Annotated in this window: 26 protein-coding genes; 17 read left to right on the plus strand and 9 right to left on the minus strand. The window is 63.0% G+C overall.

Annotated features, from left to right (window positions below; all coding sequences use genetic code 11):
• The first annotated feature begins 19 nt into the window (after positions 1–19).
• Positions 20–937, plus strand: a complete 918-nt coding sequence (locus tag DM813_RS12170) for a bestrophin family protein (protein ID WP_128323642.1) — start codon at positions 20–22, stop codon at positions 935–937.
• Here the strand turns inward: DM813_RS12170 and DM813_RS12175 are convergent.
• Positions 918–1,910 carry a bile acid:sodium symporter family protein gene (locus tag DM813_RS12175; protein WP_128323643.1) on the minus strand — a complete coding sequence of 331 codons (993 nt, stop codon included), beginning with the start codon at positions 1,908–1,910 and terminating at the stop codon, positions 918–920. The two genes, DM813_RS12170 and DM813_RS12175, sit on opposite strands and share 20 nt — an antisense overlap.
• Before the next feature lie 79 nt (positions 1,911–1,989).
• On the opposite strand from DM813_RS12175, the gene DM813_RS12180 reads away from it, so the two are divergent.
• Both DM813_RS12180 and ampC read left to right on the plus strand, forming a co-directional pair.
• Entirely contained in the window at positions 1,990–2,832 is an 843-nt protein-coding gene (locus DM813_RS12180; RefSeq protein WP_128323644.1) for an AraC family transcriptional regulator, read from the plus strand.
• The gene (gene ampC / locus DM813_RS12185) at positions 2,829–3,998 is read left to right on the plus strand and encodes a class C beta-lactamase (protein ID WP_128323645.1); all 1,170 of its coding nucleotides are present in this window, start codon (positions 2,829–2,831) and stop codon (positions 3,996–3,998) included. Before DM813_RS12180 ends, ampC begins: the two co-directional genes overlap by 4 nt.
• A gap of 5 nt (positions 3,999–4,003) precedes the next feature.
• Here ampC and DM813_RS12190 read toward each other — a convergent pair whose 3' ends face one another.
• Positions 4,004–4,627 carry a glutathione S-transferase family protein gene (locus DM813_RS12190; RefSeq protein WP_128323646.1) on the minus strand — a complete coding sequence of 208 codons (624 nt, stop codon included), beginning with the start codon at positions 4,625–4,627 and terminating at the stop codon, positions 4,004–4,006.
• A gap of 214 nt (positions 4,628–4,841) precedes the next feature.
• Here DM813_RS12190 and ppnN point away from each other — a divergent pair, with 214 nt between their 5' ends.
• The 4 genes from ppnN (at position 4,842) to DM813_RS12210 (ending at position 7,942) form a co-directional block, all read left to right on the plus strand.
• Positions 4,842–6,215, plus strand: coding sequence for a nucleotide 5'-monophosphate nucleosidase PpnN (gene ppnN / locus DM813_RS12195; protein WP_128323647.1), 1,374 nt, complete (start codon positions 4,842–4,844; stop codon positions 6,213–6,215).
• Positions 6,216–6,394: 179 nt separating this feature from the next.
• Positions 6,395–7,078: a TIGR04211 family SH3 domain-containing protein gene (locus DM813_RS12200; protein ID WP_128323648.1), complete on the plus strand. Its 684-nt coding sequence runs from the start codon at positions 6,395–6,397 to the stop codon at positions 7,076–7,078.
• Between the two features lie 82 nt (positions 7,079–7,160).
• Positions 7,161–7,682, plus strand: coding sequence for a methylated-DNA--[protein]-cysteine S-methyltransferase (locus DM813_RS28785; protein WP_128323649.1), 522 nt, complete (start codon positions 7,161–7,163; stop codon positions 7,680–7,682).
• Positions 7,679–7,942: an Ada metal-binding domain-containing protein gene (locus DM813_RS12210; RefSeq protein WP_128323650.1), complete on the plus strand. Its 264-nt coding sequence runs from the start codon at positions 7,679–7,681 to the stop codon at positions 7,940–7,942. Before DM813_RS28785 ends, DM813_RS12210 begins: the two co-directional genes overlap by 4 nt.
• A gap of 15 nt (positions 7,943–7,957) precedes the next feature.
• Here DM813_RS12210 and dsdC read toward each other — a convergent pair whose 3' ends face one another.
• Positions 7,958–8,890: a DNA-binding transcriptional regulator DsdC gene (dsdC, locus tag DM813_RS12215; protein ID WP_128323651.1), complete on the minus strand. Its 933-nt coding sequence runs from the start codon at positions 8,888–8,890 to the stop codon at positions 7,958–7,960.
• Positions 8,891–8,892: 2 nt separating this feature from the next.
• Positions 8,893–10,245 (minus strand): D-serine ammonia-lyase, encoded by a 1,353-nt coding sequence (dsdA, locus tag DM813_RS12220; RefSeq protein WP_128323652.1) that lies wholly within the window; start codon positions 10,243–10,245, stop codon positions 8,893–8,895.
• 185 nt (positions 10,246–10,430) lie between these two features.
• On the opposite strand from dsdA, the gene fusA reads away from it, so the two are divergent.
• Together fusA and DM813_RS12230 are read left to right on the plus strand one after the other, a co-directional pair.
• Positions 10,431–12,536: an elongation factor G gene (gene fusA / locus DM813_RS12225; RefSeq protein ID WP_128323653.1), complete on the plus strand. Its 2,106-nt coding sequence runs from the start codon at positions 10,431–10,433 to the stop codon at positions 12,534–12,536.
• A 72-nt stretch (positions 12,537–12,608) separates the two neighbouring features.
• A complete protein-coding gene (locus DM813_RS12230) occupies positions 12,609–13,331 on the plus strand; it encodes a GNAT family N-acetyltransferase (RefSeq protein ID WP_128323654.1) in 723 nt (240 codons plus the stop codon).
• Here the strand turns inward: DM813_RS12230 and DM813_RS12235 are convergent.
• A complete protein-coding gene (locus DM813_RS12235; RefSeq protein WP_128323655.1) occupies positions 13,328–14,221 on the minus strand; it encodes a LysR family transcriptional regulator in 894 nt (297 codons plus the stop codon). The genes DM813_RS12230 and DM813_RS12235 overlap by 4 nt on opposite strands.
• 111 nt (positions 14,222–14,332) lie before the next feature.
• Between DM813_RS12235 and argC the strand changes: the two genes are divergently transcribed.
• Both argC and DM813_RS12245 read left to right on the plus strand, forming a co-directional pair.
• Complete coding sequence (gene argC / locus DM813_RS12240; protein ID WP_128323656.1) at positions 14,333–15,265, plus strand: N-acetyl-gamma-glutamyl-phosphate reductase; 933 nt, start codon at positions 14,333–14,335, stop codon at positions 15,263–15,265.
• A gap of 206 nt (positions 15,266–15,471) precedes the next feature.
• The gene (locus tag DM813_RS12245) at positions 15,472–16,917 is read left to right on the plus strand and encodes a SulP family inorganic anion transporter (RefSeq protein WP_128323657.1); all 1,446 of its coding nucleotides are present in this window, start codon (positions 15,472–15,474) and stop codon (positions 16,915–16,917) included.
• A 9-nt stretch (positions 16,918–16,926) separates the two neighbouring features.
• On the opposite strand, the gene DM813_RS12250 is transcribed toward DM813_RS12245, so the two are convergent.
• On the minus strand, positions 16,927–17,778 hold the full coding sequence (locus DM813_RS12250) for a CAP domain-containing protein (protein ID WP_128323658.1): 852 nt from the start codon (positions 17,776–17,778) through the stop codon (positions 16,927–16,929).
• A 134-nt stretch (positions 17,779–17,912) separates the two neighbouring features.
• Between DM813_RS12250 and DM813_RS12255 the strand changes: the two genes are divergently transcribed.
• On the plus strand, positions 17,913–18,527 hold the full coding sequence (locus DM813_RS12255) for a cell wall hydrolase (protein WP_128323659.1): 615 nt from the start codon (positions 17,913–17,915) through the stop codon (positions 18,525–18,527).
• An 8-nt stretch (positions 18,528–18,535) separates the two neighbouring features.
• Here DM813_RS12255 and DM813_RS12260 read toward each other — a convergent pair whose 3' ends face one another.
• Positions 18,536–19,093 (minus strand): RrF2 family transcriptional regulator, encoded by a 558-nt coding sequence (locus tag DM813_RS12260; RefSeq protein ID WP_128323660.1) that lies wholly within the window; start codon positions 19,091–19,093, stop codon positions 18,536–18,538.
• 289 nt (positions 19,094–19,382) lie between these two features.
• Between DM813_RS12260 and DM813_RS12265 the strand changes: the two genes are divergently transcribed.
• The 4 genes from DM813_RS12265 (at position 19,383) to DM813_RS12280 (ending at position 24,730) form a co-directional block, all read left to right on the plus strand.
• Positions 19,383–20,585, plus strand: coding sequence for an NAD(P)/FAD-dependent oxidoreductase (locus DM813_RS12265; RefSeq protein WP_128323661.1), 1,203 nt, complete (start codon positions 19,383–19,385; stop codon positions 20,583–20,585).
• A gap of 129 nt (positions 20,586–20,714) precedes the next feature.
• Positions 20,715–21,221 carry a sigma-70 family RNA polymerase sigma factor gene (locus DM813_RS12270; RefSeq protein WP_128323662.1) on the plus strand — a complete coding sequence of 169 codons (507 nt, stop codon included), beginning with the start codon at positions 20,715–20,717 and terminating at the stop codon, positions 21,219–21,221.
• Positions 21,218–22,186, plus strand: a complete 969-nt coding sequence (locus DM813_RS12275; RefSeq protein ID WP_128323663.1) for a FecR domain-containing protein — start codon at positions 21,218–21,220, stop codon at positions 22,184–22,186. Before DM813_RS12270 ends, DM813_RS12275 begins: the two co-directional genes overlap by 4 nt.
• Before the next feature lie 102 nt (positions 22,187–22,288).
• A complete protein-coding gene (locus DM813_RS12280) occupies positions 22,289–24,730 on the plus strand; it encodes a TonB-dependent siderophore receptor (protein WP_128323664.1) in 2,442 nt (813 codons plus the stop codon).
• A 90-nt stretch (positions 24,731–24,820) separates the two neighbouring features.
• Here the strand turns inward: DM813_RS12280 and DM813_RS12285 are convergent, their stop codons facing one another.
• Positions 24,821–25,441, minus strand: coding sequence for a TetR/AcrR family transcriptional regulator (locus DM813_RS12285; protein WP_128323665.1), 621 nt, complete (start codon positions 25,439–25,441; stop codon positions 24,821–24,823).
• Positions 25,442–25,601: 160 nt separating this feature from the next.
• Between DM813_RS12285 and dkgB the strand changes: the two genes are divergently transcribed.
• Entirely contained in the window at positions 25,602–26,405 is an 804-nt protein-coding gene (dkgB, locus tag DM813_RS12290; RefSeq protein WP_128323666.1) for a 2,5-didehydrogluconate reductase DkgB, read from the plus strand.
• Here the strand turns inward: dkgB and DM813_RS12295 are convergent.
• Positions 26,402–26,644 (minus strand): DUF2790 domain-containing protein, encoded by a 243-nt coding sequence (locus DM813_RS12295; protein WP_128323667.1) that lies wholly within the window; start codon positions 26,642–26,644, stop codon positions 26,402–26,404. The two genes, dkgB and DM813_RS12295, sit on opposite strands and share 4 nt — an antisense overlap.
• Between the last annotated feature and the right edge of the window lie 51 nt (positions 26,645–26,695).

The following is a 26,695-nucleotide window of genomic DNA, read 5'->3' on the forward strand; positions in this document are numbered from 1 at the left end:
CTGTACAAGGTTTGCCTTGATGATCATCCAGCCTCAAAAGCCCTCAATCCGCGTTCTGCTGTTTTCGCTCAGGGGCTCGATCATCCCGGTGATCTGGCGCAAGGTGCTGTACACCGTATTGATCAGTTCGGCCGTGGTTGCCACCCACGGCACCCTGTTCGAATACAAAGTGATCCTCACCGCAACGCCATTCACGCTCTGGGGCCTGACCCTGGCCATCTTCCTCGGCTTTCGCAATACCGTGGCCTATCAGCGCTTCTGGGAGGCTCGCACGTTGTGGGGCGAGCTGTTGATCGTCAGCCGCAACCTGACCCGCCAGACCCTGAGCCTGCTGCCGGACCTGGACGCAACCCGGCGCCGTGCCCTGTTCGACCCGTTGATCGGCTTTGCCTATGTGTTGCGCGACCAGTTGCGCGGCACGCCCCCCAGCGCCGACCAGCAACGCCTGCTCGACAGCCCGACCCGCCAGCAGCTGGACAGCAGCAGCGCCCCGGCCAGCCGCTTGCTCGGCCTCCTCGGCCAACGCTTCATGGCCCAGGCGCGTGAAGCCGGCGGCGGTGAAGTGGTGCAAGCCAACCTGGACCAGCAACTCAGTCGACTGTCCTACGTGCTGGGCGGATGCGAGCGTATCAAGAACACGCCCATCCCCTACCCGTACATTCTGATGCTGCACCGGATTGTCCACGTGTACTGCTTTCTGCTGCCATTCTGCCTGGTCGACAGCATTGGCTGGTTCACGCCCTTTGCCGTGTGCGTGCTGGCCTACACCTTTTTTGGCCTGGACGCGCTCGGCGACCAGATTGCCGACCCGTTCGACACCCAGCCCAATGACCTGGCCCTGGACGCGATGTGCCGCAACCTTGAAATTGCCGTGCGCGAGCTGAGCGACGAAGCCGCGCCGGCACCGCTGCAACCGGTCAAGGGTGTTCTGCTGTGAGTACCGGCTCGTCGACCCGTGCCGCGTAGCGCTGGGCCAGTACCGCGCACACCATCAACTGGATCTGGTGGAAGATCATCAAGGGCAGGATCATCGCCCCAATGCCACCACCGACAAACAGCACCTGTGCCATCGGCACGCCGGTGGCCATGCTCTTTTTCGAGCCGGCGAACAGCAGCGTGATGCGGTCTTGCAGGTTGAAGCCCAACCGGCGGCCCAAGGTGGCCGTGCACCAGAGCACCACGGCCAACAACAGGCAACAGACCACCACCAGCCCAGCCAGCCGCGACACCGGCACCGAATGCCACAGGCCGCTGACCACGGCATCGCTGAACGCGGTGTAGACCACCAGCAGGATCGAGCCCTGGTCGACGCTTTTCAGCCAGCGTGCATTGCGGGCCACCCAACTGCCGATCCAGCGCCGCGCCAACTGCCCGGCCACGAAGGGCACCAGCAATTGCATAACGATTTTCAGCACGGCATCGAGGCTGGAGCCGGTGTCGCCCTCCACGCCCATCAGCAGCACCACCAGCAACGGTGTCAGCACGATACCCAACAGGCTCGACGCCGCCGCGCTGCAGATGGCCGCCGGGACGTTGCCGCGGGCCAGGGAGGTAAAGGCGATGGCCGATTGCACGGTTGCCGGCAAGGCGCACAGATACAGCACGCCCAGGTACAGCTCGTTGCCCACCAACGGCAGGAACAGCGGTTTGAACGCAATGCCCAGCAGCGGAAACATCACAAAGGTGCAAGCGAACACCAGCAGGTGCAAGCGCCAGTGCCCGGCGCCGGCAGCGACCGCTTCGCGTGACAGCTTGGCGCCGTGGAGGAAAAACAGCAGGCCGATGGCAAGGTTGGTGAGCCAGCCGAATACCACCGCACCGCTGCCCTTGCAGGGCAACACGGTAGCAATGAAAATCACCCCGAGCAGGGCCAGGGTGAAATTGTCGAACAGCATCCGCAGGTACTTCATGATGTTTCCTGACTTGTTATTGTGGCGCGGCAGACGATAAGGTCTTTGCCCCCTAGCTGCTAACGCCAGAACCCTGCCAGTGTCGCCGAACGGACATTCCACCCTGCCCGAGCCACAAGCGCTCGAACACCTGACCGGGTTGCCGCGGCCAGTGTACGGCCATGTCCAGACGCTGCCCAATATTGTCCTGGGCTACCGCCATGCCCACGCCTGGGGGCAGTTGTCGTATGCGATCGACGGCATCCTGCAGGTGCACACCGACCACGGTTTCTACCTGGTGCCACCGCAGCGCGCGGTGTGGGTACCAGCACAGCTGCAGCACCGGGTCAGCTGCCCCGCCAACACCTGCCTGCGCAGCCTCTACCTGCAACACGCCCCTGCCGATTGGGCGGCCGCACAGTGCCGGGTCATCACAATCTCGCCGCTGGTGCGTGAGCTGATCCGCACCTTCAGCGAATTGCCGGTGCACTACGACGTCCACGGTGCCGACGGCCGCCTGGTGCAGGTGCTGCTGGATCAACTGGCCCTGGCTGAGGAACAGCAACTGATGCTGCCGCTGCCGCAGAACAGCCATCTGCGCGCCCTGTGCAGCCACCTGCAGGCCGAACCCGACGCGGCCACCAGCCTGGTCGACTGGGCGGCACAGGCCGGTGTGTCGGAAAAGACCCTGAGCCGGCTGTTTCAACGCGAGACCGGGCTGAGCTTCCGGCTCTGGCGTCAACGCATGCGTTTGCTGAGTGCGCTGCCGGCACTGGAACGTGGTGAGCGGGTGACAGATGTGGCCCTGGCCTGCGGCTACGATTCGCTTTCGGCGTTCATCGCCGCGTTCGGCAAACAGTTCGGCTTGCCACCCGGTGCGTTCTTTCGCAGTCGAAGTGAAACAGAGCAACCACCCCGTAATCCAAAGGAAACCGCCAAATGACACGCCTCACCACCAGGCCCCGGGCAAGGATGCTCGCCGTGGTCGCACTGCTGTTCGCTATCAACCAGAGCCATGCGGCTGCGGTCAGCGATGCCCAGGTCGAGACCATCGTCAACGCCACCCTCCCGCCGCTGATGCAGCAACAGGCAATCCCCGGCATGGCCGTGGCACTCTCGGTCAACGGCAAGCCGTACTATTTCAACTACGGGTTGGCATCGAAACAGACCGGCCAGCCGGTAACCGCCGATACCCTGTTCGAGATCGGTTCGTTGAGCAAGACCTTCACCGCCACCTTCGCTGCCTTCGCCCAGGCCAACGGCACGCTTTCGCTCAGTGATCCGGCGAGCAAGCACTGGCCGGAACTCAAAGGTACCGCGTTCGACGGCATCACCCTGCTCAACCTCGGCACCTACAGTGCCGGCGGGCTGCCCCTGCAGTTCCCCGACGCGGTCAAGGACCAGCCCAGCCTGCTCGACTACTACCGTCACTGGAAAGCCGACTATGCCCCCGGCACGCAACGGTTGTACTCCAATCCGAGCCTGGGCCTGTTCGGCTACCTGGCGTCGAGAAGCATGGGCGGTTCGTTTGCGCAGTTGATGCAAACGCAGTTGCTACCGCAACTGGGCTTGCAGCACACCTTTGTTCATGTGCCCGCCACACAGATGGGCCACTACGCCCAAGGCTACGACAAGCAGGACCGCGGCGTGCGGGTCGGCCCGGGGCCGCTGGATGCCGAAGCCTATGGCCTGAAAACCACCGCCGCCGATTTGCTGCGCTATCTCGAGGCGAACATGCAGCCACAAGGCCTCAGCCCGGCCCTGCAGCGCGCCATTGCCACCACCCAGACCGGCTACTACCGCGTCGGCGATATGACCCAGGGCCTGGGCTGGGAACTGTACCGCTACCCGGTAAGCCTGGATCAGCTGCTGGCCGGGAACTCCAACGCGATGGCGCTGGAGCCGCACCGCGTCAGCTGGTTGAAACCGGCCCAGCCGCTGCAGGACAACACCCTGCTGAACAAGACCGGCTCAACCAACGGCTTTGGCGCCTACGCCGTGTTCGTACCGTCAAAGCGCATCGCCATCGTGCTGCTGGCGAACAGGAACTACCCCAATGCCGAGCGGGTAAAAGCGGCCCATGCGATTATTTCCGCGCTGGACCGCTAAGCCTCTCATGGCGTGCCGTTGCGTCCATGCAGGCGATAGCCTGAACGCTCGGTCAATCGCTGGTAGTACGCCTCCACTGCAGGCAGCGGCGCATGCTCCAGTGGCGTCTGGAACCAGCGATTGACCGACAGGCCGATGGCAATGTCGGCGAGAGAGAAGTACTCGCCACTGACGTAAGCGCCGGTGCGCTGCAACTGCCCCTCAAGAATCGTCATGTTGCGCGTCCAGTTGCGGCAGGCCGCTGCCAGGGCCTGCGGGTCCTGATGCGCCGGTGACTGACGCACCAGTGACATGAACACATAGCTCCACGCCCCGTTCAGATCAGTGGCTTGCCAGTCCATCCACTGATCGACCCGTGCCCGCAACCTGGGCGCCGACGGATACAGGGCCTCGCCGCCATAACTCGAGGCCAGGTAACGAATGATGCTGTTGGACTCCCAGAGCACAAAGTCGCCGTCCTCAATGACCGGCACCATGGCGTTCGGGTTAAGCGCGAGGAACGCTTCGCTGGTGGTCGACTGAAATCCCGAGCCCCAGTCTTCACGTTCGAAGGGCACCTGCAACTCCGCGCAGGTCCACAACACTTTACGCACGTTGATCGATGACGCCTTGCCCAGCACTCTCAGCATGTTCCACTCCTGTGACGCAGCTTGACCTGACCGTTGCAACCAGAGACGACCAACCTCCTCTGGCACACTAGACTCTGAACAGCGCCCGCAGTATTGCGGTTGTTCGCTTGCTTTGCCACGTATCGCACCCGCATCGAGGGCATTGCGCTCAGTGCAGGAGTCGGTATGGTGGAGCACAGAAGATGGACGTTTACCCGCTCACAGGAAACCCAGAATGCCCCAACGTGAAGTTATCAATGCATCTGTCAGCCCAAAAGGCAGCCTGGAAACACTGTCTCAACGTGAAGTACAGCAACTGAGTGAAGCCGGTTCCGGCAGCCTGTACACCTTGTTCCGCCAATGCGCCCTGGCCATCCTCAACACCGGCGCCCATGTCGACAACGCCAAAACCATCCTCGAGGCCTACAAGGACTTCGAGGTGCGTATCCACCAGCAAGACCGCGGCGTACGCCTGGAGCTGCTCAATGCTCCGGCCGATGCCTTCGTCGATGGCGAGATGATCGCCAGCACCCGCGAAATGCTCTTCAGCGCCCTGCGCGACATCGTCTACACCGAAAGCGAGCTGGCCAGCCAGCGTATCGACCTGGAAAGCTCCCAGGGCATCACCGATTACGTCTTCCACCTGCTGCGCAACGCCCGCACCCTGCGCCCGGGCGTAGAACCGAAAATGGTGGTGTGCTGGGGCGGTCACTCGATCAGCACCGAGGAGTACCAGTACACCAAGAAGGTCGGCCATGAGCTGGGCCTGCGCAAACTGGACATCTGCACCGGCTGTGGCCCGGGCGTGATGAAAGGCCCGATGAAGGGCGCCACCATTGCCCATGCCAAACAGCGCATGACCAGCAACCGCTACCTGGGTCTGACCGAACCCGGCATCATCGCCGCCGAAGCGCCAAACCCGATCGTCAACGAGCTGGTGATCCTGCCGGATATCGAAAAACGTCTGGAAGCCTTCGTGCGTGTCGGCCACGGCATCATCATCTTCCCGGGCGGCGCCGGTACGGCCGAAGAGTTCCTGTACCTGCTCGGGATCCTCATGCACCCGGACAACCGCGACCTGCCGTTCCCGGTCATTCTCACCGGGCCGAAAAGCGCCGAACCCTACCTGCAGCAGCTGCATGCCTTCGTGCTGGCCACCCTCGGTGACGAGGCCCAGCGCCACTACCAGATCATCATCGACAACCCGGCCGAGGTTGCCCGACAAATGGTCGAAGGCCTCAAGGGCGTCAAACAGTTCCGCCGTGAACGCAATGATGCGTTCCACTTCAACTGGTTGCTGAAAATCGAGGAAAGCTTCCAGCGCCCCTTCGATCCGACCCACGAAAACATGGCCGGATTGCAATTGCGCCGTGAACTGCCGGCCCACGAACTGGCCGCCAACTTGCGTCGGGCGTTCTCCGGCATTGTCGCCGGCAACGTCAAGGACAAGGGTATCCGCCTGATCGAAGAGAAAGGCCCTTACGAAATTCATGGCGATACTGCCGTGCTGCACCCGCTGGGCGAGCTGTTGCAAGCCTTCGTGGCCCAGCACCGGATGAAGCTGCCAGGCGGCGCCGAGTACGTCCCCTGCTACCGCGTTGTGACCTGATTTCCTTCCTCCCCTGAATGCGGGCACCGCGTGTGCCCGCAACATTTGCTGCCATTTTCCTACACCCTTCAGTGAACCCACCTGCAGAAATATGGTCTTTCAGCTGGCGGCTTGCGTGCACGCCCGTGTTCACCGGCCCAGTCATCGGGCCCTTATTTTTACTTCACGCGAAGACCATCATGCCTATTTCTCGTCCTGTTCCTGCGGCGCTTGCCCCCGTTTTTCCTTCCTCCCTGCGCCCGCGCAACAGACTTGCCATTGGCCTGATCGGTGCCCTGATTGCCTTGAGCGGCTCGGTGCAGGCCGAAGAAACGGCCAGCAACGAGCGCTGGGTCAGCGACAGCCTGACCACCTACGTACGCAGTGGCCCCACCAATGGCCACCGAATCGTTGGCAACCTCAAGTCCGGGCAGAAGGTCACCCTGCTCGACACCCAGGGCAACTACAGCCAGGTGCGCGGTGAGTCCGGCGATATCGTCTGGATCACCACCAGCGACCTGCAGGCCGTACCCGGGCAGGCCGAACGCCTGCCGCAATTGACAGAGCAAGTCAGCGAGCTGGGCGACAAGTTGAAAACCATCGACGACAGCTGGAAAACCCGCGTGCAGGGCATGCAGGAGACACTGGATTCGCGCAAAGCCCTGATCGACGAACTGGAAGCACGCAACAAGGCGCTCAATGCCGAACTGAGCGATACCCAGTCCGAACTGCGCAGCACACAGGCCCGCCTGGGTGATGAGAACAAACAGGTACTGATGCGTTACATGGTCTACGGTGGCGGCATTGCCGGCGCCGGCCTGCTGGCTGGCCTGATCCTGCCGGCCCTGACCCGCGGGCGCAAACGCAACGACCGCTGGTTCTGAGTTCGAACGCAAGCATCAGGATGACGCGGCCGCTGCCAATGCTTACAGTGCATGGCTAACGCCCTGCCCTGAGGATTGACGCATGCCCGCCCGAGAGCTTCTGCTGGAGCGCATCGTACTGCCTGCGCCCATCGGCCAGGTCCTGATCGTCAGCGATGGCTGCCACTTGATCGGGGTGGAGTTCGACGAACCGGAAAAACGCCTGTTGCGGTTGCTGCACGGGCGTTTTGGCGCTGCGCTCACGCTACGTGAAACCGAGCACCCAACACCGCTCAATGCCCCGATTCGAGCCTATTTCGCCGGTGAGCTGCATGCCCTCGACGAGGTGCCGGTGGATGCGGGTGGCACGGCATTCCAACAGCGGGTCTGGGCAGCACTGCGCCAGATCCCGCTGGGCACCACCCGCACCTACGGGCAGATCGCTGCCATGCTCGGCAACCCAAATTGCGCGCGCGCGGTGGGGCTGGCCAATGCCCTGAACCCGGTGAGCCTGGCCATCCCCTGCCACCGGGTTATCGGCAGTGCAGGCGCGCTGACCGGCTATGGCGGTGGCATCGAGCGCAAACGCTGGTTGCTGGATCACGAGCGCCAGGTGGGCGCATGAGCAACGGTCCCTGGCGCCTGTTGGGCGCTGATGGCATCGAATACCTGAGCGACCAGCCCGGGCTGTTTGGCGGGCATCGGCGTAGCAAGATCTATGGGCAGCTGACTTGTCCGGGGGCATTGCGGGCGATTGCCCGGGGTGGCTATGTGAAGCACCGGGTGTTCTTTCTCGATGCAGACGCGGCACGTGGTGCGGGGTATCGACCGTGTGCGGTGTGTATGCCTGAGGCGTACCGACAGTGGAAATCCGGGGGCCGCTAACGCGCTCGTAGCTGATTAACCTGCACACTCACGCAACCACTCGATCATCACCCTGACCCGCATCGGCAGCGGCTCACGGCGCGGATGCACCAGGTAATAGCCCTGCCCGGTTGACGCCTGGAAATCCCCCAACGGCAAGATCAGTAAGCCTTGATCAATCAGCGGCTGCACAAGATGCCGGCGCCCCATGGCCACACCGACGTGATTGCTCGCGGCAAGCGCGCACAAGTCGGCCCGGTCAAAAGTCATCCCGCCGCCCGGCAAGTACGCCTGCCACCCCTGCAGACGCGCCCAGCGCTGCCACTCGGCGTCGAAAGCGGCATGTTCCCAGGCCAGGGCATCATGCAACAAGGTGCACTGTTGCAAACGTTCTGGCGCACCGATCAGGCCATGGCGCTCGGCGTACTGCCGACTGCACACCGGCGCGACCTGCTCCGCCATCAGGAGCTGGCTGGCAAGACCAGGAAAATCGCCCTCGCCGTATAACAGTGCCAGGTCGATATGCCGCGCGCGAAAATCCACCGCCTCATTGCCCGTGCGGATATCCAGGCTGATCTGCGGATAGCGCTGCTGAAAGTCCGCCAACCGAGGCACCAGCCAGCATTGGGTGATCGATGGGCGAGCGTAGAGGGTCAAAGCACCGCTGACAGTGGACGTCGAATCCGGTTGCAGGGCGTCTTCCAGGTCCTCGACCAACCCCTGCACCAGACGGTACAGCCGTTCGCCCTCAGCGGTCAGGCGTATCTGCCGGGTCAGGCGCTCGAACAGCCGTAGCTCCAGCGCCTGCTCCAGACGGGCAATGCGATGGCTGACGGCGCTCGGGGTCAGGCACAGTTCTTCGGCCGCCAGGGTAAAGCTCAAATGCCGCGCGGCCACGGAGAAGGTGTGCAGGTTGGCGAACTGCGCCCCGGTCAGGCGGGCGCCAAGGCGTGGCGGCAGGTTGAGCATGGTTATTGCCCGGCCAGCACGGCGCGGCCTTTGGCCAGGTAGGCATCCATTTCACTGCGCGGCACCATGCTGCCTCCAGTACCCCAGACCAGATGGGTGGCCCGCGCCATACGCGCGTTATCCAGCCCCAGGCGCCGGCGATAGCCCTGGGTTTCCGTCAGCACTCGTGCCATGCCTGGGACACCCGCCAGCGCCGAAGGCTCCAGTTCATAGCCTTCGCTGGCCTGCATCTGGCTCAGCAAGCGGTACAGGGTGGCATCATCGACAGTGTAGTAACCGTCGATCAGGCGTTGCATGGCGCGCCCGACGAAACCCGATGGCCGTCCCACTGCCAGGCCGTCGGCAGCAGTCTGGTTGTCGATGCCGAAGTCATACACCGAAACCTCATCGTGCAGCCCGGTGTACACGCCGAGCAACATGCACGGCGAATGGGTCGGTTCGGCGAACAGACAGTGCACGGCATCGCCAAATACCAGCTTCAGGCCAAACGCCACGCCGCCAGGGCCACCACCCACACCGCAAGGCAGGTAGACAAACAGGGGGTGTTCGGCGTCCACCACGATGCCCTGCTCGACAAACTGGCGCTGCAGGCGCTCGGCGGCCACGGCGTAGCCCAGGAACAGGTTGCGCGAGTTTTCGTCGTCGACGAAATGGCAGCGTGGATCAGACTCTGCCTCCCGACGCCCCTGCTCTACCGCCACGCTGTAATCGGCACTGTACTCGCGCACCTCTACGCCGTGGGCACGCAAGCGGTCTTTTTTCCACTGCCGGGCATCGGCCGACATGTGCACGGTGGCCTTGAAGCCCAGGCGAGCACTGATGATGCCAATGGAAAGCCCGAGGTTGCCGGTCGAGCCGACAGCAATGCTGTACTGGCCAAAAAAAGCCCGCGCCGCCTCGCTGTCGAGCTTGGCGTAATCATCACCGGGCTGCAGCAAACCACCCGCCAGGGCCAGGTCTTCGGCATGCTTGAGCACCTCGTAGATGCCGCCACGGGCCTTGATCGAGCCGGAAATCGGCAGCAGGTTGTCTGCCTTGAGCCACAAGGCGCCCCCTTCGGGCAAGGACTGCTCGGCACTCAAGAGCGCCTGCAGGGCCGGCAATGGCAACAAAGGCGACTCGATGATGCCGGCGCTGGCCTCGGTTTCGGCAAAGGCCGACCGTATGAAGGGGGCAAAGCGCTGCAACCGCTCGCTGGCATCACGCACATCCTGCCTGCCGAGCGGCACATCACCGAGGGCCAGGGTGCTGGCGGCGAGTTGCGGGTTGAACCACTGGGTAGGACGCAGGGCGACCAGGTCGGCGATCAGCGGATGTGTCTGGCACCAGGTGGCTACAGGCTGTTGCAACGGCATCGGAATACTCCATCGGCAAGCGGATAGAACGATTAAGCGTCAAGCGACGGCGGCTTTACAACCGATGGTTGCTCAGCGCATGGATGATCCTGGTTCAGCCATGCAGCACCGTGCAGACCGGCACACTTCTGCTACCTTGGGAGTACCCTCTTTTTCGTATCAAGCCCTCATACAGGTGACCCATCATGGCGCGCACCACCCCCATCGAGCTGTACCGCAACATTGGTATTGTCGCCCATGTTGACGCCGGCAAGACCACCACCACCGAACGCATCCTGTTCTACACCGGGGTCAACCACAAGATGGGCGAGGTGCACGACGGCGCCGCGACCATGGACTGGATGGCCCAGGAGCAGGAGCGCGGGATCACCATCACCTCGGCGGCGACCACCGCGTTCTGGCAAGGCTCGACCAAGCAGTTCCCGACCAAGTACCGTTTCAACATCATCGACACCCCCGGCCACGTTGACTTCACCATTGAGGTAGAGCGATCGCTGCGGGTTCTGGACGGCGCGGTGGTGGTGTTCAGTGGCGCTGATGGCGTGGAGCCGCAGTCGGAAACCGTCTGGCGCCAGGCCAACAAGTACCATGTGCCGCGCATGGCCTACGTCAACAAGATGGACCGCCAGGGTGCCGACTTTCTGCGTGTGGTCAAACAGATCGACAAGCGCCTGGGCCACCACCCGGTGCCGATCCAGCTGGCGATTGGCGCCGAGGAGCATTTCAAAGGCCAGATCGACCTGGTGAAGATGAAGGCCATCTACTGGAACGAAGATGACCAGGGCACCACCTACCGCGAAGAAGAGATCCCGGCAGACATGCTGGATCTGGCCAATGAGTGGCGCGCGCACATGATCGAAGCCGCCGCCGAAGCCAATGACGAGTTCATGGAGCTTTACCTCAACGGCGAGGAGTTGAGCAACGAACAAATCAAGGCCGGCCTGCGCAAACGCACTCTGGCCAACGAGATCGTCCCGGCAATCTGCGGCTCGTCGTTCAAGAACAAGGGCGTGCCGCTGATGCTCGACGCCGTCATCGACTACTTGCCTGCCCCGTCGGAAATCCCGGCCATCAACGGCACCGACCCGGACCACGAAGACAAGCACCTGGAGCGCCACGCCGACGACAACGAACCGTTCTCCGCACTGGCCTTCAAGATAGCCACCGACCCCTTTGTCGGTGCTCTGACTTTTGCCCGTGTGTACTCCGGGGTACTCAACTCCGGTGATGCCGTACTCAACTCGGTCAAGGGCAAGAAGGAGCGTGTCGGGCGGATGGTGCAGATGCACGCCAACCAGCGCGCCGAGATCAAGGCCGTGTGCGCCGGCGACATTGCCGCACTCATCGGCATGAAAGATGTCACCACCGGCGACACCTTGTGCGACATCAACAAACCGATCGTGCTTGAGCGCATGGACTTCCCCGACCCGGTGATTTCGGTGGCGGTCGAGCCCAAGACCAAGGCCGACCAGGAAAAAATGGGCATTGCCCTGAGCAAGTTGGCCCAGGAAGACCCCTCGTTCCGGGTGCGCACCGATGAAGAAACGGCGCAAACCATCATCTCGGGCATGGGCGAACTGCACCTGGACATCATCGTTGACCGCATGAAGCGCGAGTTCGGCGTCGAGGCCAATATCGGCAAGCCACAAGTCGCCTATCGCGAAAAAATCCGCAACACCTGCGAAATCGAAGGCAAGTTCGTTCGCCAGTCCGGTGGCCGTGGCCAGTACGGCCACTGCTGGATTCGCTTCGAACCGGGCGAGGAAGGCAAGGAAGGCCTGGAATTCGTCAACGAAGTGGTCGGCGGCGTGGTCCCGCGCGAGTACATCCCGGCGATCCAGAAAGGCATCGAAGAGCAGATGAAGAACGGTGTACTCGCCGGTTATCCGCTGATCGGCCTGAAGGCCACCGTGTTCGATGGGTCCTATCACGACGTCGACTCCAACGAGATGGCCTTCAAGGTGGCCGCCTCGATGGCCACCAAACAGCTGGCGCAAAAAGGTGGCGCCGTGTTGCTGGAGCCGGTGATGAAAGTCGAAGTGGTGACGCCCGAGGAGTACCAGGGTGATATTCTCGGCGACCTCAGCCGGCGTCGCGGGCTGATCCAGGAAGGCGAAGACAGCCCGGCCGGCAAGGTGGTGCGTGCCGAGGTACCGCTTGGCGAGATGTTCGGCTACTCCACGCAGATGCGCTCCATGACCCAGGGGCGCGCCAGTTACACCATGGAGTTCACCAAGTACGCCGAAGCACCGGCGAGCGTTGCCGACGCGATTATCAAGAAACAGGGGTAAAACCGGGCAACACCTGTAGACTTGGCCGCCAAGCCAAGTCAGCGGCCTTTTATTGCCTGGAGTTTGTCCCCGATGCCCGCCCTCACCCACGTTGTCGCCCCACCCGAGGAGGCGATCAAGAGCCAGATCCTGCAAATGGTGGTCGACTACCTGACCGACATCAGCGCCATCGCCATTACCCCGAGCAATCCGCTGTACAGCCTCTACCAATACGGCATCGGCTTCGAGGTTCACCGCTACCTGGAGGCGCTGGGTGGCAGCGGTGAGCTGAAGGTGGAACTGATCATCGCTACCGCTCCCGATGATCCTCAGGTCGTCACCGGCTTTCTCCTGTACCTGCCGATGCAGGACGATTCCGGTGCCTGCAGCGTTGCCTACATGGCCGTCAACGATCAATACCGGCGCCGCGGCATTGCCCGCGCGATGCTGGCGCACCTGGCTGAACGCTTCCCGCATGTGGAACTGGCCTGTGCCGTGAAGCAAGCGCCCTGGTTCGAGGCCATGGGTTTCACCATCAGCGGCGCACGCGGGCCGCAGGTGCTGATGAACAGCGACGAGCATGCCAGTGAAGGCTACGTGGTGATGCTGGATGTCGCGCCAATCTACCGCACCCTGGAAGTGCAGCAGATCCATACCTACCTGCTCAAGCAACACGGCAAGCGGGCCATGGTCGATGCCGAGAAGCAACGCGACCGCCATCTGGATCAGTTGCAGCGCAAGGCCCAGGCCTTTGTGCAGGAACGTCTGGGTGAGCGTGCCTGGCAGCGCCGAGGCACCGAAATCCGCCTGGTTTAGCGCGCGTCCTGCGCTGCCAGCTCGATCAGCACCTGCAAGACGAACGCAGTGCTCTGCTCCAGCTGCCCCTGGCGGCTGGCGATCCCCAGATGGCGCCACAACCCCGGGCGTAGCGGACGCATGCACAGGCGCTGGTCGGGTTCCGGGGCACTGGCCTCATGGGGCAGCAAGGTCGCACCGTAACCTGCGGCCACCAGGCTCTTGATCGCATCGTTGTAATTAAGCTGAATGCGCGCCTGCGGTTGCAGGCCCGCGCTGGCGAACCAGTCATTGGTCACCCGTGACAACTGGGTGCTGCTGTCATTGAGGATCAACGCGCGCTCCGCCAGCCAGGCCGGTGTGATCTGCGCGGGCGGCGCCCAGCCGGTCGGGATGAAGGCCATGATCGGGTCGCGGCGCCAGGGTTCGATGTGCACGCCCTTGACCGCCGCCTGCGGCAGCGCCACCAGGCCAAGGTCCAGGGTGCCATCTTGCAACCGCGCCAGGGATTCGCGCGAAGTCAGCACCTGCACTTGCACATCGATACCAGGGTGACGCACGCCGAGAATGTCCAGCGCCTGTGGCAGCAAGTGGGCAATCGCACCGGTAGAGGCGCCCAGCCGCACCCGCCCACTCAACCCCTGGACCTGACGCTGCACGTCGTCCAGCGCCTGTTCGGCATCGGCCAGCAGGCGCCGGGCACGCTCAAGCAGGGTGTCCCCAATGGCCGTTGGATGGACCTGCCCGCGCTTGCGCGACAACAACGGTGCGCCGATGCGCGCCTCGAGGTCGGCAATGTGCAGGCTGACCGTGGGCGGTGCCAGGTTGAGGGCACGGGCGGCCTGGGCAAACGAACCGAGGTCGGCAATCACTACCAGGGTCCGCAAGCGGTCAAGGCTGATTTCGCGCATGGATGCTCATGATTCAGAATTTATGAATGTCATCATCATGATATTCAAATTTTCTTTCGTCCAGATCAGCGCGAGCATAGGCGCTCCCTGTCCTGATTCTTCGAGAACACCATGCACCAGCCCCTTGTCTTTATCGATGGCGACCAAGGCACCACCGGCCTGCAGATCCATGCCCGCCTGCACGGGCGCAGCGATTTGCGCCTGCTGACCCTGCCCGACAGCGAACGCAAGGATCCCCAGCGCCGCGCCGAAGCGATCAACAATGCCGACGTGGCCATCCTGTGCCTGCCCGATGACGCGGCGAAGCAGGCGGTGGCGGCAATCATCAACCCGGCAGTACGGGTGATCGATGCCAGCTCGGCACACCGTACTGCGGCCGGTTGGGTGTATGGCCTGCCGGAACTTGACGAGCAGCAGGCCGAGCGCATTGCGCAGGCCAAGCGTGTCAGCAATCCGGGTTGCTACCCTACCGGCGCCATTGCCTTGCTGCGCCCGCTGGTGAGCGCGGGCCTGGTACCGGCGGACTACCCACTGACTGTCAATGCGGTGTCAGGCTATTCCGGTGGTGGCCGTGCGGCCGTCGAACGTCACGAATCACCCGACGCGCAAGCGGCCCAAGGGGTGCTGGTGTATGGCTTGAACCTGGACCATAAGCATGTGCCGGAGATCCAGCAGCATGCCGGGTTGTCCCACAGGCCGGTGTTTGTGCCCAGCTATGGCAGCTACCGCCAGGGCATCGCCTTGACCATCGCCCTGCAGACCCGCCTGTTGCCGGCCGGCGTCGGCGCAGCGCGCCTGCATGCGTGCCTGCATGAGCATTACCATGGCGCGCGCCATGTCCAGCTGGCGCCTCTGGTGCATGGCGAGGCAGCGCCGATGCTCGACCCGCAGGCGGTCAATGACAGCAACGATCTGCGCCTGGCGGTGTTCGCCAACGAGGTGCACGGGCAGGTGTTGCTGACAGCGGTGTTCGACAACCTGGGCAAAGGCGCTTCGGGCGCTGCGGTGCAAAACCTGGACTTGATGCTGGCGGCAATGGCCTGATTATTGTTAGAGCGACTGCTTGCATCATGGCCTTTCGCGGGTAAACCCGCTCCCACAGGTGGCACCGTACCTGTGGGAGCGGGTTTACCCGCGAAGGATACGTGGTGCGCCTCGGTATTTACTGGCTCCTCGCGCTTTGAACACTGGCCCGCGCCTGCGAACTTCCGTAGCATCCTAGCCCTTTTTCGCTGGCAGCCTTTTCCCCCATGAGAACTACTTCAATCCGTGCCGACATCCTGGCCGGACTCACCACGTCCTTCGCCCTGGTGCCCGAGTGCATTGCGTTCGCACTGGTGGCGCACCTCAATCCGTTGATGGGGCTTTACGGCGCTTTCATCATTTGTACCCTCACTGCCCTGCTCGGCGGCCGCCCCGGGATGATTTCCGGCGCAGCCGGCTCCATGGCCGTGGTCATCGTCGCCCTGGTGGTGCAGCACGGCGTGCAGTACCTGCTGGCCACGGTGCTGCTGGGCGGCCTGATCATGATTGCCTTTGGCGTGCTGCGCCTGGGCAAGCTGGTGCGCATGGTGCCGTATTCGGTGATGCTCGGCTTCGTCAACGGCCTGGCGATCATCATTGCCCTAGCCCAGCTTGAACACTTCAAGCACGACGGCGCCTGGCTCAGCGGCCCGGCGCTGTACCTGATGCTGGGGCTGGTGGCGCTGACCATGGCAATCGTCTATGTGCTGCCACGCCTGACCCGCAGCGTGCCGCCAGCGCTCGTGGCGATCCTGGCGGTGGGCGCCGGGGTCTACCTGCTCGACCTGCCGACCCACACCCTGGGTGATCTGGCGCATATCGCCGGTGGCCTGCCAGTACTGACCTGGCCGGACATCCCGTGGAACCTGGAAACCCTCAAGATCATCGCACCCTACGCGATGCTGATGGCGCTGGTGGGGTTGCTGGAAACCCTGCTGACCCTCAACCTCACCGATGAAATCACCGAAAGCCGCGGCTACCCCAACCGCGAGTGCGTGGCGCTGGGCGTGGCCAACATGACCTCCGGCCTGTTCGGCGGCATGGGCGGCTGCGCGATGATCGGCCAGACCGCCATCAATCTCAGCTCGGGCGGCCGTGGTCGACTGTCCGGCGTGGTGGCCGGGGTGATGATCCTGATGTTCGTGCTGTTCCTCTCACCGCTGATCGAGCGCATTCCCCTCGCCGCGCTGGTCGGGGTGATGTTCGTGGTGTCGCAGCAGACGTTTTCCTGGGCCTCGCTGCGCGTGCTGCACAAGGTACCGGTGAACGACATGCTGGCGATCATCGCCGTCACCGTGGTTACGGTACTGACCGACCTGGCCACGGCGGTGCTGTGCGGTATTGTCATTGCCGCGATCAACTTTGCCTGGCAACAAGCCCGCGAGCTGTACGCCGACAGCCATCTGCAATCGGACGGCAGCAAGTTGTACCGGGTTCACGGCACGCTGTTCTTCGCCTCGACCACGCCGTTTCTCAACCAGTTCGACCCGGTCAACGATCCGGCCGAAGTGACCCTCGACTGCCAGCACCTGAACTTTGTCGACTACTCGGCCATTGCAGCGCTCAAGACCCTGCGAGAGCGCTACCACAACAACGGCAAGCACCTGCGCGTGGTGCACCTGTCCGAGCGCTGCAAACAGCTGCTCAAGCGCACCGACCTGCACTACGGCTGATTGCGGCCCTCAGGGCGCGCCGAACATCGCCGTCCAGTAGATCCCGGCATCGCTCTTGGGATCAACCGCGTAGGCAGCGCCCAGTTCACTGAACTGCGGGTTCATCAGGTTGGCGCAGTGGCCGGGGCTGGCCAGCCAGCCATCGACCACTTTGCGCGGGGTGTCCTGCCCGGCGGCGATGTTCTCGCCGGTCAGCTGACCCGCGTAGCCTGCCAGCTCGGCGCGGTCGCCCGGCGTACGGCCATCGCGATCGACATGGTCGAGAAAGTTCTGGTTGGCCATGGCCCGGGTATGGGCCTCGGCGGTGCTGGCCAGGGTGGCGTTCCAGGCCAGCGGCGTGGCGGCAGCAAAGTTTTGCGTGCCGCACTGACGCTGCTGGCCTCGCGCGGTATTGATCATTGCCAGCAACTTTTGCCCTTCAGCCTGCCAGTCCCCCAGGCGCCCGGCCAGCAGCGGCCGTGCCAGGACAATGCGCCAGTCACGGTCTTGCTGACTGACGCCGATATCAACGAACTGTGGGTCGAGCACTACCTGGCAGAAGCTTTCGCGCACCGCTTGCATGGCGCTCTGCGCATCGCGCGGGCCATTGAGGGTGATGGCCTGGACATTGACCATCGGGTAGTTGGCCTGGGCCAGCGCCGTGCGCAAATCCACACTGCCCCCGGCCGGCAGCACCAGGCGCGGATCACTCGCCAGCGGCGGCAGCTCCAGCGACGCTTGCCCACCGCAGCGCTGCGCCTGGCTGCGGTAGCTGTTGATCGAGTCGACCAGCTGTGACGGCTCGCTGGCCTGGACAGCAGTCGCCACGGCCAGTGCCAGTGGCAGGCTGGCAAGACGCAAAACGGATGACAGGACGCGCATGCAGATCTCCCTTGAACGGACGCCGCCATCATGCGCGATGTTGCCCGTCGTCGAACAGCTGGAATGTTTTGAGCGCCGCGCGGTCGACCCTGTAACGGGAAGTTTTGCTCCCCTTACCTGACGAAGGTCACCGTATGCGCCTTGCAACGATTGTAACCTGCCTTTTCCTGGCCTTCTCGGCACCCCTGGCACTGGCCACCGAGCCCAAGGCGCAGGTGGCCGAAGAAAAAGCCCAGGTGCTGGAACAAAAAGCCGCCGTGCAACCCGACGCGCCGCCGGCGCCCAAGAGCAAAGCCATCACCCAGACCGAAGTACAGGCCGTAGACCCGGCAGGACAGGCTGCGCTAGACGATGCAATTACCTGCATGGCCCGCAGTATCTACTGGGAATCGAAGGGCGGCAAAGCGCCGGACATGGAAGCGGTGGCCAGTGTGGTGATGAATCGCCTGGGCCACGAGGGTTTTCCAGACACCGTGTGCGGGGTGGTCAAGCAGGGCAAGGAAACCGGCAACTGCCAGTTTTCCTGGTGGTGTGACGGGCGTTCCGATTCGGTGCAGGAAGAAACGCGCTACGCCCTGGCCAAGGAAATCGCCCGCAAGGCCCTCAACCGCCAGCTGGACGACCGCACCAAGGGTGCGCTGTATTTCCACGATCGCCACGTATCACCGGACTGGGCACGGGCGTATGTGAAGACCACCGAGACCGGGGATTTTCTCTTCTACAAACCGCGTAACGGCACGGCGCGATAATCGAGGCGCTACTGACTGACATCCACCAAGGGGATGTCGCCTTGCCCAGCATCTGCCGCCTTGCCTGCACGGCGATCGTTCATCCAGTCGGCCACCTGCGTGGAAAACTCGGGTGGCGCCTTGCGCCCCACACGCCGGGCGATATCGAGGATGGTCTGCTGGGCCAGGGCTTCTTCCATACGCTTTTGTGCCGTCAGCATTACTGCATGGATGGAACAGGTGCCCTCCTGCGCCCAGGTCGGCGGCGAGCCGTCGAACAGCGCGCAGCGGTCGCGCACGTCGCGGCACTCGAAAATCATCTTGCGCCCGTCAATGGCACTGACGATGTCCAGCACACTGATTTCATCGGCCGGGCGCGCCAGCCTGAACCCGCCGCGCACCCCTTCGGTTGCGGCCACCAGGCCGGCCTTGGCCAGCTTGGTGAACACCTTGGCCAGGTACTCCTGCGGCACCCCTTGCAGTTCTGCAAGGTCGCGCACGCTGGCTTCGCGGCTGTCGCCCAGTTCATCGACCAGGAAGGCCAGGCAGTGGATGCCGTACTCCACTCCGGCGCTATACAGTGACATGCTTATCTCCGACTAATCTTGTCGCAAATACTATCAGTTTTTTCTACCTGCTTGAATGCCGAGCATCCAACGCATCTACCGTATGTCGGTTTCCAGAATGCCCTAACGGGTCACATTTGCCCAATGAAACCATCAAATAGAGCGGCTTTCGGGCAAGCCTACCCGGTTCTCCGGCCGGGTCATCATGAAAAATCACTTGCGCCGAACAACTACGACCAATAGAGTCGTAGTTGTTCGGCGCTACTGCGCCACCGTACAAACATCGAATTCGTCCATGCGGAGCAGCTACATGAAACAGCACATTCTGATTGTCGGCGCAGGTTTTGGTGGTGTCTGGAGCGCATTGAGCGCAGCCCGTCTGCTCGAGCAACACGGCCGCGACGACGTCGCCATCAGTGTCCTGGCACCTCAGGCCGAACTGCGTATTCGTCCACGCTTCTACGAGCCGGACGTACACCAGATGAAAGCGCCCCTGGGCGACCTGTTCAACGCCGTTGGCGTGACCTTTATCCAGGGCACTGCCGAGCAGATCGATGTAGATGGCAAACGCGTGAGCTACACCGATGCCCAAGGCGAGAGAACCGATATCGCCTACGACCGCCTGGTAATGGCCGCCGGCAGCGGTGTGTTCCGCCCCGACCTGAGTGGCATCAATGAACATGCCTTCGATGTCGACCAGATCGAATCGGCCGCACGCCTGGAGCAGCACCTCAAGGCACTGGCCAACCAGCCGGACTCGGTTGCCCGCAATACCGTGGTGGTCGCCGGGGGTGGCTTCACCGGGATCGAGACCGCCACTGAAATGCCGGGACGCCTGCGCGCCATCCTCGGTGCCGACGCCAATGTACGGGTGATCATCGTCGATCGCGGGGCCAAGATCGGCGCGGCGCTGGGTGAAGGCATCAGCCCGGCAATCATTGAAGCGTCCGAGGCGCTGGGCGTGGAATGGCGCGTCAATGCTTCGGTGGCCGCAGTCGACGCCGGCGGCGTGACCCTCGCCGATGGCGAACGCATCGAAGCCAGCACCGTTATCTGGACCGTGGGTGTGCGGGCCAGCGCGCTGACCGCGCAAGTGCCGGGCGAACGCGACGCGCAGGGCCGCCTGCATGTAGACCGCAACCTCAAGGTCAAGGGCCAGGCACATATCTATGCCACCGGCGATGTCGCCTATGCCGCCACTGACGACCTGGGCAACTTCGCCGTGATGTCCTGCCAGCACGCCATCGTGCTCGGTCGTCACAGCGGCAACAACGTCGCCGCCGACCTGCTCGGGGTCGAGCCTACGCCCTATAGCCAGCCCAAGTACGTCACCTGCCTGGACCTTGGCGCCTGGGGCGCGGTGTACACCGAAGGCTGGGACCGTCAGGTCAAACTGCTGCGCGAAGAGGCAAAAGAACTCAAGACCCAGATCAACACCACCTGGATCTACCCGCCTGCCGCCGACCGCGCCGCTGCCCTGGCTGCTGCCGATCCGCTGATCCCGATTGCCTGATGGACTGACAAGGGGCCGCTGATGCGGCCCCTTTTCTTTGTGCGACACCCATCGCCAGGCGATTGCACAAACCACCGGCAGACAGGTAGCATTGAGAACGATTCACACTCACATCTGGATAGCCACCCGGTGCAAACCCCGTCGACCCGCAAGCTGGGCTTCTTTTTCAGCGACCATCACCGTTGGCTCCTGCAACACATCCACAAGCGCCTGCGCAACCGTGCCGACGCTGAAGACACGGCGGCCGAAACCTTCTGCCAGCTGCTGGCCGCCAAAGTCGATCCGGAAAGCATCCAGCAACCGCGTGCCTACCTGTCAACGATCGCCCGCCGGCTGATCTTCGACCGCCATCGCCGCCGCCAGCTTGAAAACGCCTACCTGGAGCGCCTGTCTGCGCTACCCGAGCCCCTGGCGCCCTCCCCCGAAGAACAACTGCTGCTGATCGAAGCGCTGGTCACCATCGACCAGGTGCTCGACGGCCTGCCCATGGCAGTCAAGGCCACCTTCCTTTACAGCCAGCTGGACGGCATGAGCTATGTGGAGATTGCGCGCAAGCTTGAGCTGTCCGAACGCACGGTGAGCCGCTACATGCAGCAGGCCCTGCGCCAGTGCTACCTGAGCGAATTGCAGCCATGAGCCAGCGCAGCATCGACCCGGCAGGCGAACAGGCCATCGACTGGATGGTGCGCCTGAGCGCCGGCAATCCCGGTGAAAAACTGCAGCACGAATTCAACCAGTGGCTAAGCAGTGACCCTGCCCACGCCCATGCCTGGAACCGCTTGCAGGAGCGCCTCGGTGGTGCCTGCCGAACCGTGCGCGCGCTCGACCGGCGTGTGCCGGGCCAGGCCGGGGAAGCCCGCCAGCTGTTGCTGCAGGGCAACCATTCGCGCCGTGATGTGCTGCGCTCATTTGCTGCAGTCGGCCTGCTGGGCGGTGGGCTGTGGCTGGGCGCACGCAGTCAGCTGGGCGAAACCTTGCTGGCCGATCTGCGCACCGCCAAAGGCGAGCGCCGCCATTTCACCCTGGCCGACGGCAGCCGCTTGAGCCTCAATGCCAACAGCGCCGTCGACCTGCAGTTCGATACGCAACAGCGGCTGCTGGTGCTGCATCAGGGCGAACTGGTGATCCAGGTGGCCCCCGACCCGCAGCGACCGCTGCGGGTACGCACTGCCCAAGGCGAAGTGCGGGCGCTGGGCACGCGCTTTCTGGTCAGCCAGCAAGCCGAGAGCACCCGGGTGGTAGTGCTTGAACACGCCGTGCGCGCACGCCTGTACAACGGCGCCGAGCAGGATATCCAGGAAGGTCAGGCCGCCCTGTTGCATGCGCAACGTATCGAGGCCTTGGGCAACAGCGAACTGCACCGTGCCGACTGGCTAAGTGGCCGCCTGAATGTACTGGACGACTCTCTGGAGGCCGTTGTCGACGCGATGCGTCCGTACTACCGCGGGTTTGTCCGGGTTGACCCTGCAGTGCGCGCATTACGGGTACAGGGTGTGTTCCCCCTCGACGAGCCGCAACGTGCCTTCGCGGCCCTGGCCGAAACCCTGCCATTGCGGGTCGATCACTACAGCCCCTGGCTGACCCTGATCGGGGCGAAATGAGCGCCTTGAAATTATTTTTATGAAAATCACTCTTATTTGTGTCCGGTTTTCATTTCTCATCCCACCTATCTCCTGACACGCCAATACAATCAGGAGAATTCCGTGCTCAACCCTTGGTCCCACGCCCTTCCTGTCGCGGTGGCACTGGCCACCCTGGCCAGCGCCGTCCAGGCCCAGGAACAGACCCTGAACTTCAGTCTGCCCGCCGCTTCACTCGCCAGCACCCTCAATGCGATTGCGGCGCAGAGCGGGCATATCGTTTCACTGGAGCCGGCGCTGGTGCAGGGCAAGCAAGCGCCAGCCATTGTCGGGCGCATGAGCGCGACCCAGGCCATGCAAAAAGCCCTGGCCGGCAGCGGCCTGCAGTTGCTGGTTACCGAACAGGGTAACTTCAGCGTGCTGCCTGCGATCGACGCTGGCAATGCCCTGGAGCTGGGCGCGACCAGCATCAACGACCGTGGCCTGGATGCCACCACCGAGGGTTCGGGGTCTTATGCCGCGCGAGCAACGACCATTGGCAAGGGTAGCCACACCCTCAAGGAAATCCCCCAGTCGGTGTCGGTGATGACCCGCAAGCAGATGGACGATCAGGACATCGTCGATCTCAAGGACGCCGTCAACAGGACCACCGGCCTGGTTGGCCTGCAGGGCGTGGGCCCGGGCTTGATCATCTACTCGCGGGGTTTTCAGATCGATGACTGGCAGTACGACGGCGTGCCCATCCCGCGCAACACCTACTCGCTGGGCAACTGGGCAACTCAGGACCTGATTTTCTTCGACCGTATGGAAGTGCTGCGCGGCGCCTCGGGTCTGCTGCAAGGCACAGGCAGCCCGGGTGGCGCGGTCAACCTGGTGCGCAAACGCGGCCAGAGCGCGCCGACCGTGACTGTCACCGGCAAGGCCGGCAGCTGGGATCACTACGGCCTGCAACTGGACGCCGGCGGCCCGCTGAACGACGCCGGTACCGTACGCGGACGCTTTGTCGCCGACGAAGACCAGAGCGACTCGTTCATCGACTACGAATGGAGCAAGACCCACTCGCTCTACGGTGCTGTGGACTTCGACCTGCGCGAAGACACCACCCTGGGCCTGGCGGTCAGCCGTTCCGATGCCGAGTCGCGGCCCATGCTGCGCGGCCTTCCGCGCTACATCGACGGCAGCCCGCTGGACGTACCCCGCTCGACCTTCACCGGCTCGCGCTGGAACCATTCGGAAATCGACGTCACCACCCTCTACGCCGACCTCGAACACCGCTTCAACGACGACTGGAAATTTCGCATCGCCGGCGTACGCATGAGCGAAACCAACACCTCTGCCCACCAGCGCGTGCAATCCACCGGTGACGGACTGGAGTTCGATGGCAGCGGTGTGACGTATGCCGACTGGGTGACGGACTTCGACTCCACCAAAGTGGGTGTGGACATGAACGTGGTCGGCAGCTTCCAGGGCTTTGGCCTGGAGCAGGAGATCACCCTCGGCGGCAACTACTCCAAGCTGACCACCGATGACCTTTTCGCCCGCACCTTCAATGCCAGCGACGACACCGTGTTCGATATCGACCACCACCGCCCTGACATCGACTACGACAGCCTGCTGGCCAACCCCGCCGGCCGTGGTACCGGGAGCGCCTATGATGTACGCCAAAAAGGTCTGTATGGCAGCTGGCGGATCAAGCTTGCCGAACCCCTGACGGTGGTACTTGGCTCGCGGGTCAGCTGGTTCGACCAGACGTATGACTCCACTGCCTATACCCCGACCAACCGTGCCGGCACGGTCAATGCGCCAAGCACCATGACCGAAACTGGCGTAGTCACCCCCTACGCCGGCATCGTCTACGACCTGAGCCGCGAGTGGGCGGTGTACGCCAGCTACACCGACGTCTTCGTACCGCAGTCCGAACGTGACGCCAGTGGCTCGGTGCTCAAGCCGATCATCGGCAGCAACTACGAGATGGGCATCAAGGGCGAGCTGTTCGACGGCAAGGTCAATACCTCCCTGGCGGTATTCCGCTTCGACCAGGAGAACCGCGCGACCCAGGACCTGGCCTCAGGCTTTGCCTGTGACGACTGGTATTGCTCGACCGCCACCGGCAAGGTGCGCAGCCAGGGCATCGAGGCCGAGATCAGCGGCGAGGTACTCAGCGGCCTGCAACTGTTTGCCGGCTACACCTACAACACCACCACCTACCTGGACGACCCGGAGAACGAAGGCAAGACCTTCAGCACCTGGACGCCCAAGCACATGCTGCGGGTGTGGAGCGACTACCAGTTGCCGGGTGACTGGAGCAAGGTTAGCGCCGGCCTGGGCTTTACTGCGCAAAGCCACACACTGGGTTACGAGTCTACCTACGACGTAGCGGGTTATGCCGTGTGGGATGCGCGCCTGGCCTACCAGCTGACGCCTGAGGTGAGCCTGGCAGTGAACGGCAAGAACCTGTTCGACAAACGCTACTACGTGGCGGCTTACAATCAGCTCAGTGGCAACAACAACTTTGGCGAGCCGCGCAACTTCATGTTCAGCGTGAAATACACGCCGCAGTTCTGACATTCGCGGGTAAACCCGCTCCCACAGGTAGAGAGTGCAATGGTTGTGTGGGAGCGGGTTTACCCGCGAAAAAGCTGGGGCAGTGTAAGGTCACGGCGCCAACCCGATACCCCGCAGGATGACACTGGTCACTGTCTGCACCGCCCGCTCGAACTGCAGGTCGGTCAGTGGCTGGTGATCGTTGAGCAAGCCGACCTGGTGGCTGAAGTCGGCGTAATGCTGGGTCGAGGCCCAGATCATGTACAGCAGCCCGGAAGGCTCTACCGGCAGAATGCGGCCGTCGTCGATCCATTGACGGATCTTCGCCTCCTTCATTTTCGCCCAGTCGTACAGCGGATCATCCAGCGCCGAACCGAGGTTGGGCGCACCGTGGATGATCTCGTTGGCCCAGACTTTCGAGCCAAAAGGCCGCGTGCGCGAGTGATTCATCTTGGCGCGGATATAGCTGCTGAGGACGATGCGCGGATCATCGTAAAGCTCGAAACACAGCGCATCCTGCTTCCACACTTCAAGCAGGCCGAACAACACCGCCTGGTAAAGCTCGGTTTTGGTGCTGAAGTAGTAGTGCACATTGCTGCGCGGCAAATGCGCCGCCTCGGCAATATCGGCCATGGCAGTACCGGCAAAGCCTTTTTCGGCAAATACTTGTTCGGCAGCCAGAAGGATGTTGTCAACATTGCGTTGACGAATGCTGTGCTTGTGCCCGGTCATGACCAAATCCATTGCGACTGACCCTGCAAGGCTACACCAGGCGCCGGCAATTCGTGCGCTGGCGGCAAAAAAGTTGTGTTGTAACGGGGATGTTTCCCGGGCTGCGCAGTCGCAATACTGCGCACCTCTTTTCCTCAAGCCCTTTTCAAGGAGCCCTCACATGTCTATTCCCCTGTTCGGCCTGGGTACCTTTCGCCTCAAGGACCAGGTGGTAATCGATTCGGTCAGCCAGGCGCTGGAGCTCGGTTACCGGGCGGTCGACACGGCACAGATCTACGGTAACGAAGCCGAAGTCGGCCAGGCCGTTGCCGCCAGTGGCATCGCCCGCGACCAGCTGTTCCTGACCAGCAAGATCTGGACCGAGAACCTCGGCGCCGACAAGCTGATCCCGAGCCTGAAAGAAAGCCTGAGCAAACTGCGCACCGATTACCTGGACCTGACCCTGATCCACTGGCCTTCGCCTAAGGGCGCCGTACCGGTCAGCGAGTTCATGGGCGCCCTGGCAGAAGCCAAGGCCCAGGGGCTGACCCGCCAGATCGGCGTTTCCAACTTCACCATCGACCTGTTGCGCCAAGCCATCGACGTGGTTGGCAAGGAGGCGATTGCCACCAACCAGATCGAACTGCACCCTTACCTGCAAAACCGCAAGCTGGTCGAGTTCATGCAAAACCAGGGCATTGCGGTGACCTCCTACATGACCCTGGGCTACGGCAAGGTGCTTAGCGACCCGGTCATCGAGAAAATTGCCGGGCAGCACAACGCCACCCCGGCACAGGTCACCCTGGCCTGGGCGATGCAGCTTGGCTATGCGGTCATCCCCTCCTCGACCCGGCGCGAGAACCTGGCGGGCAACCTCAAGTCCCAGAACCTCACGCTCAGTGCCGACGACATGGCCCTGATCGCTACGCTGGACAGCGGCTTGCGCCTGACCAACCCGGAAAGCCTGGCACCGGCCTGGGACTAACCCCGGTCAGTGCATACCTGCGCCAGCTTCAGGTAGTGCAACGTGTGCTGCTGGCCGGCTGAGTCGACATAGACCATGCTGGCCTGTACCACATCGCAGATTTCGGTTGCAGGCTCGCTGAGGTTGACCACCTGGGCGACATCCAGCGGCATGCCGTAGTGGTATTCAGCGATCGATTCGGAAGCCTGAGCTGTTGCCGAGAGCAACAGCGCCAGGCCCAGTAGAGTTCGCAGGTACATAGCGACGCTCCTGTGGGTGTGCGAAAAGGTTCGCTGGCAAGCCGGCGAACC

This window comes from Pseudomonas alkylphenolica (assembly GCF_004025535.1).
Taxonomy (GTDB): domain Bacteria; phylum Pseudomonadota; class Gammaproteobacteria; order Pseudomonadales; family Pseudomonadaceae; genus Aquipseudomonas; species Aquipseudomonas alkylphenolica_A.

Excerpts from the sequence above, each read along its gene's own strand:
- DM813_RS12170 (WP_128323642.1), top strand. The coding sequence starts at position 20 with ATGATCATCCAGCCTCAAAAGCCCTCAATCCGCGTTCTGCTGTTTTCG.
- DM813_RS12175 (WP_128323643.1), bottom strand. The coding sequence starts at position 1,910 with ATGAAGTACCTGCGGATGCTGTTCGACAATTTCACCCTGGCCCTGCTC.
- ampC (WP_128323645.1), top strand. The coding sequence starts at position 2,829 with ATGACACGCCTCACCACCAGGCCCCGGGCAAGGATGCTCGCCGTGGTC.
- DM813_RS12190 (WP_128323646.1), bottom strand. The coding sequence starts at position 4,627 with ATGCTGAGAGTGCTGGGCAAGGCGTCATCGATCAACGTGCGTAAAGTG.
- ppnN (WP_128323647.1), top strand. The coding sequence starts at position 4,842 with ATGCCCCAACGTGAAGTTATCAATGCATCTGTCAGCCCAAAAGGCAGC.
- DM813_RS12200 (WP_128323648.1), top strand. The coding sequence starts at position 6,395 with ATGCCTATTTCTCGTCCTGTTCCTGCGGCGCTTGCCCCCGTTTTTCCT.
- DM813_RS28785 (WP_128323649.1), top strand. The coding sequence starts at position 7,161 with ATGCCCGCCCGAGAGCTTCTGCTGGAGCGCATCGTACTGCCTGCGCCC.
- DM813_RS12210 (WP_128323650.1), top strand. The coding sequence starts at position 7,679 with ATGAGCAACGGTCCCTGGCGCCTGTTGGGCGCTGATGGCATCGAATAC.
- dsdC (WP_128323651.1), bottom strand. The coding sequence starts at position 8,890 with ATGCTCAACCTGCCGCCACGCCTTGGCGCCCGCCTGACCGGGGCGCAG.
- dsdA (WP_128323652.1), bottom strand. The coding sequence starts at position 10,245 with ATGCCGTTGCAACAGCCTGTAGCCACCTGGTGCCAGACACATCCGCTG.
- fusA (WP_128323653.1), top strand. The coding sequence starts at position 10,431 with ATGGCGCGCACCACCCCCATCGAGCTGTACCGCAACATTGGTATTGTC.
- DM813_RS12230 (WP_128323654.1), top strand. The coding sequence starts at position 12,609 with ATGCCCGCCCTCACCCACGTTGTCGCCCCACCCGAGGAGGCGATCAAG.
- DM813_RS12235 (WP_128323655.1), bottom strand. The coding sequence starts at position 14,221 with ATGCGCGAAATCAGCCTTGACCGCTTGCGGACCCTGGTAGTGATTGCC.
- argC (WP_128323656.1), top strand. The coding sequence starts at position 14,333 with ATGCACCAGCCCCTTGTCTTTATCGATGGCGACCAAGGCACCACCGGC.
- DM813_RS12245 (WP_128323657.1), top strand. The coding sequence starts at position 15,472 with ATGAGAACTACTTCAATCCGTGCCGACATCCTGGCCGGACTCACCACG.
- DM813_RS12250 (WP_128323658.1), bottom strand. The coding sequence starts at position 17,778 with ATGCGCGTCCTGTCATCCGTTTTGCGTCTTGCCAGCCTGCCACTGGCA.
- DM813_RS12255 (WP_128323659.1), top strand. The coding sequence starts at position 17,913 with ATGCGCCTTGCAACGATTGTAACCTGCCTTTTCCTGGCCTTCTCGGCA.
- DM813_RS12260 (WP_128323660.1), bottom strand. The coding sequence starts at position 19,093 with ATGTCACTGTATAGCGCCGGAGTGGAGTACGGCATCCACTGCCTGGCC.
- DM813_RS12265 (WP_128323661.1), top strand. The coding sequence starts at position 19,383 with ATGAAACAGCACATTCTGATTGTCGGCGCAGGTTTTGGTGGTGTCTGG.
- DM813_RS12275 (WP_128323663.1), top strand. The coding sequence starts at position 21,218 with ATGAGCCAGCGCAGCATCGACCCGGCAGGCGAACAGGCCATCGACTGG.
- DM813_RS12285 (WP_128323665.1), bottom strand. The coding sequence starts at position 25,441 with ATGACCGGGCACAAGCACAGCATTCGTCAACGCAATGTTGACAACATC.
- dkgB (WP_128323666.1), top strand. The coding sequence starts at position 25,602 with ATGTCTATTCCCCTGTTCGGCCTGGGTACCTTTCGCCTCAAGGACCAG.
- DM813_RS12295 (WP_128323667.1), bottom strand. The coding sequence starts at position 26,644 with ATGTACCTGCGAACTCTACTGGGCCTGGCGCTGTTGCTCTCGGCAACA.